This window comes from Pseudotamlana haliotis (assembly GCF_008806375.1).
Lineage (GTDB): Bacteria > Bacteroidota > Bacteroidia > Flavobacteriales > Flavobacteriaceae > Pseudotamlana > Pseudotamlana haliotis.
This window is the reverse complement of record NZ_WAAT01000036.1, coordinates 1-7,616: the sequence shown is the minus strand read 5'-3', so window position 1 is coordinate 7,616 and position 7,616 is coordinate 1. Positions and strand designations below refer to the sequence as shown.

Genomic DNA, 7,616 nt, shown 5'->3' with positions numbered 1-7,616 from the left:
TTTCAATTTGGAAATTAGTGTTTTTTCGTATTGTGCCTAACGTGTTTGTGTATGATTAGTGGCGTGGTTAAGCACCTAATTTAGCAAATATAAACTGAATAGAAAATCCGCGAGGATTTTCGTAAGCAAGCTAAAACTAGCCATTAATTATACACGGTGTTAGCCAACGTTTTTATTAATTCAGAATTAATTCTACCTATTTCATTCGAACGAGTAAAATTATATTTGTCCAAGAATATCCAAAATTCATTTTCGTATTGACTGTCCTGCTCAAATGTTAAATCATATATTTCATTTCCACATACAACAGATATTTTCATAAATTTTGTCGAATTTGAGTGATGAGGATCAGGTTTCTTAATCTTAGTTATTTCGTTAATTATTAGCTGTGATTGTTCATTATTCAGTTCTTTTCCATTAATACGAATGACACAATTATTATTTATGTTTTTTAGTAACTCAATCCGAGCATTATTTTGAATATTTTCAACTGAGTTTGTTCCTATAAAAAAAGTAACAGGGGCTTGAATTATAAGTATTATTCCTAAAACAAGAAATTTCTGTTTATAATGTCCATTTGCTACTCGATAATTTTTAGCAAATATGAAGCCTAAAATTCCTAAAAGGAAGGAGGCTATCATCCAATATTTCCAAATTGATGCAAAGTAATCTAATGTCTCAATATTCATTCTGTTATGTTGGCTAACGTTTGTGTATAAGAAGCGTTGCGGTTTTGTATGCGAGGATTTTCCGAAGGAAAATCAGCAGCTAACAAAAAAGCAACTACCTTTCGTTTAAGCTAAAATAAGCAATGTTTTTTACACGGTGTTGGCAACTGGCTTTTTTTATAATATGTCCTTGTCTTTTCCGTCAATTTTGTGTTTTATTTTTTTTCCCATTCCACTTGTCACATAACCAGCAACCATTTCTTTTTTAATTTCTCCGTTTTCTAAGTATTCCAAGGTGATTGAACAATCTCCAGTAATTCCAACCCAAACAGTTTTACTTTCATTCGGTTCAAGTTCAGTGATGTGTTCTGTTTCGCAACCGATTATTTTAATATCAGACAGTTTGTTATTAGTTCCGTTTGTGAAGGTGATTCTCATATTCCCAATTAAAATCAGCGAGAACCAAATGAAAAGGAACATTATTGGTAGATTAATCAGCATCAATCCGCTTGTCTTTAAAAGTCTTTTACGATTGGTTGAGTCCGAATTTGATTTAGCTAAAATTGCTATTAAAATTATCAAATTTGCAATTCCTGTAAGAACTATAAATCCGTATCCGATAAATAACAAATCGCTGTTTGAAGTCAGAAAGTAAATTCCGAAAATCAATGCTCCGATTATGAACGAAATTACTGCCGTTCCTTTTCCTAAAGTGTTATATTTTTCAGACGTCATTTTTTTTTCAGCTTGTTGCCAACGTTGATGTATATGGTTAGTGGCGTGTTTAAGTAACTAAATTAGTAAACAAATACTTGCCAGCGGAAAAATCCGCAGGATTTTTCCAAGTATGCTATAACAAGCCATTAATTATATACTGTGTTAGGCACAGTACTTTTACGCTGCTCCTTTTTTCAGTAGTATATAAACTCGATTCAAAATCATCGTCAAAGTCAATAAAAATAATATCATTAGAAAATAATTCAGTCCGTTGATTATTTTATTCAATACATCCAAATATTGAAACTCAGGAATATCGATTGTCGTTAAAAGTAACGTCAAGACAATGCAAATTGATAGAACTATACAAAATGAAATATTTATATGAATTTCATTTATAAATCTTTTTTTAACCTCATCGTCTTCTGTTTCAGCATCTTTTTTTATGTTTTCCATTTGGCTGTAAATAATAGCTAAAAGATTAAATAGAAAACCTCCAAATATTGAAATTGCGGCAATTAAATTTCCAAGTTGTTCTTTGAATGAATACCCTTTCCAAACAAGCAAAGTTGATACGATTATCGGAAAAACAAAAAAGAGCAAAAAGTCTTTCCAATAAATTCTATTAGAACTTTGGTTTAGACTTCTCATAGTACCTAAATGGTCTTTTATGATTTTAAGTATGTTAATTCTACTTAGCATAATTACATTCTCAGTTGAATTATATCTACAATTAACTCTTCACTAATTCTAATCAAAGATTCGGTTGTTGGCTGTCCTTGTTCACCTAATTCAACGTCAGCGGTTACATCAATATCTGGCTGAATGCGATTTTTGTGTTTGACATAGAATGTTTTTCTTTTGCCATTAAGCTCAAGTTCAAATTCCACTTCGTCAAAATCTTCATCGATACCATCTATTTCAATTCTTTCTCTGTCTGGATTTGTAAATAAATCATTTACAAAGTTTTTATAATTTTGCGGTAAACTCGTTGACGACAACATTGAAGTTTTTAAAGTACCAGGTATTTGGTCTTCACGCATATCATTGTTGTAATAAGCCTCAATTGAACTCGGTAATCTTCTCTTTATAAAATCCACTTTTTTAAGGTTTCCCTGTGTTATCATCGTTCTATAAACTCGACCGTGAACAACATTATTCACATAAACAGTATAATTCTGATAGCCTTGTCCTTTAACGTAACGATTTAGGGTTTTCTTTAAAATCGTTTTTATTCCAAATTTCGCTTTTCTTTGTAAAATCAAAGCTCCGTTATCTCTTTCCGTTGGAATTTTGAGATAGAAAAAAATATTACGGAATGCTGCGTGATTTCTTTGAACTTCTACAATTGTTTCTCTTGATTCAACGTCTTTTATGTCATATTGTTCTCCACTTATTCCAGTCGAGAAAAAACCGTGAATGCTCCTATTTTCAATATTTACATTTGGTGGTGCATCTAAAGTCAAATGAATTGCAGTAGTGTCACGTGTGTCAACAGTAGCTAAAATTGTTTCAAAAATAGAATTAAGATAATTCTCCATTATTCTCAAAAAATCATCTTCTCCGTTAAAACGACTTAAGATTTGGTCATTTTTTTGTCTATCTCGTATTTTGAGAATATATGTTGAAAGTAAAATTCTATCCATAATGTTTTTCTCGTATTGTGCCTAACGTTGTTGTATATGGTTTGTTGCGTGTTTTAAGCACCTAATTTAGTAAATACAAACCGAATAGAAAATCCGCGAGGATTTTCGTAAGTAGGCTAGAACAAGCAATAAATTATATACGGTGTTAGCACACGTATTTATTCAATTTTTATTTCATTAATATGCTTTCTGAAAAACTCTTTTATTTGTTCAATTCTGTCTTGGTCATTATCCAAAAACGAAATTCTTGAATTAGAATTATTCACTTGATTAAAAACTATTTCGGATTCGGTTAGATTTATTGACGAAATATTATTTAATGCTAAATCAGTATTGTTTTCATACCGTAATTTTCCGTTCACAATTTCGATAAACGAACTGTTTTCAGAAAGCAAACTAGAAATCAGTAAGAGAAATCCAAGAATTATAAGAATTGTAAAAAATGCTTTTTCAGAATCCATATATAAAATTCCAATTACAGAGCCAATTATTGCTATAATTCCGAGTATTAGTTTTGATGTTTTCCGGTATTGGTCGTTATTTGTTTTAAGAGAAAGTATATTTCCGCTTTTTACTTTATTTCTATTTTTGATTTTATCATAAATTCCATAGGCAATTGATAAAGCACCAAGTCCAATGCCATAGATTTCCACGTTTTCAATTATTCCGCTGAAATAAACTAGGAATATAATTCCAAAAATAATTTCTAAGTAGTATTTTTTTATAATCGTCATCATTTTCTCATATGTGTGCTAACGTTTGTGTATATGGCTCGTAGCGTGCAAATTAGAAAATTATTTTTGGATTAAGCACAAGCCAGATTTTTAAATTTTACTATTTATCTTTTTTATTGGAAATCGTCAAATTTAAAAATTTGGCGACTTTCCAAATATGCCTTAACTTCGATTAATCAACTCACTAGCTATGAGTTATATACGTTGTTACAGCACGTATTTTTTTCACGATATAGCCGTAACCATAACCTTATCAATTATCCATTTTTCATCTACTTTTCTAATAAAAACCAAACCACTAAATCCACAAAGTCGCCCACAACCAAATCCGCTTATCATAACTCCGTAGCTTTTTGTTCGGTCAAATTGAATTCGAGAAAATCCAGTTATTCCAGAAAGATAGAAATCATAATCTCCTTTCCATACTTTACTTGTCGCTGGTAATTCAGAACGATATTTGAGTTGAAACTTATCAGCGTGTTTTAAATCCGTTAAATTTATTTTATAAGATTCAGTAATATTAATAGTATCTAATTCAATTTCGTAATTGTCATAAAATTTAAGAAGTTCTTTTTTCGCTCTTTCATTTATCCTGTAAGTGCTGTCGACAATCGCAACTACTAATTTAGTTGTGTCTTTTTCTAATTCAGCTCTTCGTTTTTCGTATTCTGCAATCATTTTAGATTCGTCCCATTTAACTGCTGTTGAATCACTCCATTCAGAATTTGGCGGTGGCGGTGGCGGTGGTGCCAATCTTGTATCGTGAAATACAGAATCAAGTAAAGCTGGGAAAATTTCATTCGCTACAGACTTTTCAAATTCCAATTCAGAGTGTTTTTTATCACAGCTTATTGAAAGCAGAAACATTAAAATTATGACGAATGTTAATTTTGTGGTCATATGTGCTGTAACGTGTTTGTATATGGTTTGTTGCGTGTTTTAAGCACCTAATTTAGCAAATACAAGCCGAATAGAAAATCCGCGAGGATTTTCGTAAGTAGGCTAGAACTAGCAATAAATTATATACGGTGTTGTAGCACGTATTTTATTCAAATTCTAATGCTATTAAATTCCGATTATTTCTCTTAAAAGTTAAAACCATTGTCAAAGCAATCTTTTCTCTTACTTGAACAACGTTAACTTTGATTACTTGACCAAAATTATTGGTGTCTAAAAGTTCAAAACCTTGAAATTGAGATTGTTTTACAATTCCGTATTGATTATCAATATTGTTAAATAATTCGGCAATTTGGCTTGTTTCCAGTTCAATAGATTCGTCGAATATTTTTGTCAGAGATTCAAAGTCTTTCTTTTTTATTAAGTCCGAAATGTTGTCAATTTTCGGCATAAGATTTTCAATTTCCTCTATTTCTTTGTCTGAATATGAAAATTCAGAACTAGTTCCGTTTTCAAGATTGATTTTAACTCTAACTTGATTATAATTTGACTTTTCGTCGTCTAAACTTGAATAAAATAAATATGCAATATTTCCAGAATGTGGAATTAATTTTTTGGCATTACTTTCAAGTAACGAACTTTTACTCATTTCAAGTTCAAAGTAAGTTTTCGTTTCTCCGTTTTTGGTTTGAAAACCTTTATGTCTTAAACACTCTCCGTTGTAAAAATTCAAAACTTGTTGGACTGAATTAACTTCTTTTTCAGTTACTCCAATGTCCTTTTTACAAGAAGTTATAATTAATGTTAAAAGTAGTAATGTTAAAATTTTGTTCATAGGTTTCTTCATATGTGCTACAACGTTGTTGTATAAGATTAGTTGCGTGATTTAAGCACTAAAGTTAGCAAATAAATCACAGATAGAAAGTCCGCGAGGACTTTCGTAAGTAGGCTAGAACTAGCAATTAATTTTATACGGTGTTGTAGCCAGTTTTTTTATTCAGTTGTTCAATCATCATCATTATATTCCATAGCGAGAATAAGTCACTTCCTTTTTTCGTAATGAAAATAGTTTCCTTTCCGTTAAATTCAGTAATTAACAATTCAGATTCATTTCGTTTTTTGATTTTCTTTAGCTTTGTTTCTCCAGCTTCTGCTTTTTCGAAATATTCTTTCCGATTTTTAGAATCAACATCTTTTATAGAATTCAATTCGACAGAGTTATAATTAGTTCCGTCAAAACCAATGATTTTTTTTGTTCCGATTGCTGTCCAGTACTTTTTTGAATCGGTAAATAGTAAAATTATTTTTCCACAATCATTCTCATTGAAATGAGTCAAATATTCCGCTTTTTTATCAGTCGTTAAATTCTCAAATAAATGAACATTTTTATTCGGCAAATCGTGTTTTGAAGCTCGCCATTTAATTCTATTTTCAATAAAATCTTCTGTTTTCTGCATTTGGGTTAAATTGGCTACAACGGTTTCGGCTATGAGTAGTTGCGTGGGTTAGCGGTTAACTTTGCAAGTACACACCAAACTGAAAATCCGAGAGGATTTTCAGAAGTAGGCGAGAACAAGCAATTACTTATAGCCATTGTTGTAAGCAGTATTTTTAATTTAATTGTTTTATTTTCGGAACTAAAATTCCAATTGTTTCTTTAACAGAAGTTATAAACAAACAAGTTAAAGGATTTCCACAAGTCCACATTCCACCATAACTATTTGTATTTCCATAAATTTCTTTTTCCACAATTATTTTCTTTTCTTCTCTCGAATACAATTTTAATGTTATACTCATTTCAAAGTTTTCGTTTTTCTCGTATGCTTTTATGTTTTCAAATGTTACGATAAAATCAAGATTATTATTTTCAGCATAATCAAAAATTCCATTTGTTTTAATTTCAGAATTTCGTATCTCATAAATTGATGAATATGGTTCATACTCATTAAATGCCATATTTAAAATTGAAGTCGAATAATAAGATATAAGTTCTTGATATTTAAAAGACAAAAACTGACTTTTTAAACTGTCCATTTCTTTCAATTCAGCTTTTGCATTTATTTTACTTTTTTCAAAGTCATCTCTCATATCTTCGGGATAAAAGTCTGCTTTAGTTTCAATTATTTCCTTTAATCTTTCACGATATGAATAATATTGATTTTTATATGCTAATTCGATTGTGTCTTTGTAAACACCCAAACTTTTTTCAATTTCTGCTTTAGTTGGCTTAACAACTCCTATGTTGTATGTTTTCTTTTCAGTTTCTTGAGAAAAAAGAGATTGAGAAATTACTAAAAATGTTATTATAAATATCCTCATTTTATTCGTTTTTCATATTGCTTACAACGGTCTCGTGTAAGGTGCGTTGCGACAAATTAGTTCGGATTTCCGAATGGAAATCCGAAGTTGAATGTCAGTACTGCACATTATTAGAAGTACTAAAGTAAGCAATGCATTTTACACTGTGTTGTGTATAGCGCTTTTTTTGTCCGTTTTTTTGTTTTAAACGTCTAATTTAAGACTTTTTAAAATATTTGTCACGAAAGATTTGCCGTTAGGTTTACGTTTTGATTTGCACGTTTTAATTGGAATATTTTATCGTTTTAAACCTCAATTTTGTCACGAACTAATTTACCGGTCAGGTTTTCAGTCCGCCATAACAGTTGCGTAATATTTGTGTCGGAAGTCGTCTGAGTGAGCAGAATCCGTTTTTTTGAGCTTTGTTAACCCTATTTTTAGCGTTTTAAAAGTCCGAATTACGTCGTAATTGCGAATTGCTATTGTCCGAAGTCGCAAGAGTGTACAGAATCCGATTGCGTTATATTTTTTAAGCTTGTTTTCGCTTAGATTCCAGGAGAATTAGTTTCTTGATTTTTTGAGGAAATCAGAGTTTTTTAGAGTTAAATATTCAGTAAATGAGTGTTTTAAGTAGGAGTGAGGCGTTATACACAACG

At 30.6% G+C, this 7,616-nt stretch carries 9 protein-coding genes; all 9 read right to left on the bottom strand.

The features are described 5' to 3' along the window. Window positions 1–143: 143 nt before the first annotated feature. Window positions 144–689: a hypothetical protein gene (locus F6U93_RS06245; RefSeq protein ID WP_150937937.1), complete on the bottom strand. Its 546-nt coding sequence runs from the start codon at window positions 687–689 to the stop codon at window positions 144–146. A 156-nt stretch (window positions 690–845) separates the two neighbouring features. After that, window positions 846–1,403 (bottom strand): hypothetical protein, encoded by a 558-nt coding sequence (locus F6U93_RS06240; protein ID WP_150937935.1) that lies wholly within the window; start codon window positions 1,401–1,403, stop codon window positions 846–848. A gap of 159 nt (window positions 1,404–1,562) precedes the next feature. Further along, window positions 1,563–2,036: a hypothetical protein gene (locus F6U93_RS06235; RefSeq protein ID WP_150937933.1), complete on the bottom strand. Its 474-nt coding sequence runs from the start codon at window positions 2,034–2,036 to the stop codon at window positions 1,563–1,565. Between the two features lie 53 nt (window positions 2,037–2,089). Next, window positions 2,090–3,031 (bottom strand): hypothetical protein, encoded by a 942-nt coding sequence (locus F6U93_RS06230; RefSeq protein ID WP_150937931.1) that lies wholly within the window; start codon window positions 3,029–3,031, stop codon window positions 2,090–2,092. A gap of 158 nt (window positions 3,032–3,189) precedes the next feature. Next, window positions 3,190–3,768: a hypothetical protein gene (locus F6U93_RS06225; protein WP_150937929.1), complete on the bottom strand. Its 579-nt coding sequence runs from the start codon at window positions 3,766–3,768 to the stop codon at window positions 3,190–3,192. 222 nt (window positions 3,769–3,990) lie between these two features. After that, window positions 3,991–4,665: a hypothetical protein gene (locus F6U93_RS06220; RefSeq protein ID WP_150937927.1), complete on the bottom strand. Its 675-nt coding sequence runs from the start codon at window positions 4,663–4,665 to the stop codon at window positions 3,991–3,993. Window positions 4,666–4,810: 145 nt separating this feature from the next. Then, on the bottom strand, window positions 4,811–5,497 hold the full coding sequence (locus F6U93_RS06215; RefSeq protein ID WP_150937925.1) for a hypothetical protein: 687 nt from the start codon (window positions 5,495–5,497) through the stop codon (window positions 4,811–4,813). 133 nt (window positions 5,498–5,630) lie between these two features. Next, window positions 5,631–6,119 (bottom strand): hypothetical protein, encoded by a 489-nt coding sequence (locus tag F6U93_RS06210; RefSeq protein WP_150937923.1) that lies wholly within the window; start codon window positions 6,117–6,119, stop codon window positions 5,631–5,633. Between the two features lie 154 nt (window positions 6,120–6,273). Further along, a complete protein-coding gene (locus F6U93_RS06205) occupies window positions 6,274–6,981 on the bottom strand; it encodes a hypothetical protein (protein ID WP_150937921.1) in 708 nt (235 codons plus the stop codon). Window positions 6,982–7,616 lie beyond the last annotated feature (635 nt).